Annotated in this window: 1 protein-coding gene; it reads right to left on the bottom strand. The window is 66.7% G+C overall.

What is annotated here, in order from left to right:
- Positions 1–231: NAD(P)-dependent oxidoreductase (locus tag SB756_RS36060; protein WP_410914046.1), on the bottom strand; the 231-nt coding region annotated here is incomplete at both ends.

The raw sequence follows: 231 nt of genomic DNA, 5'->3' as shown, positions 1-231 counted from the left end.
CAGCGCGCCATGGCCTGGCGTGTCTCCTGGGTCGCCGAGCCGATGTGGGGGGTCGCTACCACGTTATCCAGCTGCAACAGCGGCGAGTCTGTGGACAGCGGCTCCTGCACGAATACATCCAGCCCCGCACCCCGTATGCGCTTGGCCCGCAGCGCATCGACCAGCGCAGGCTCATCCACCACGCGCCCACGCGAGATGTTCACCAGGATCGCCTCAGGTTTCATCAGCGCC

The sequence above is a fragment of the Pseudomonas sp. SIMBA_068 genome, assembly GCF_046534705.1.
Classification (GTDB): domain Bacteria; phylum Pseudomonadota; class Gammaproteobacteria; order Pseudomonadales; family Pseudomonadaceae; genus Aquipseudomonas; species Aquipseudomonas putida.
This window is presented reverse-complemented; position numbering and strand designations above follow the sequence as displayed.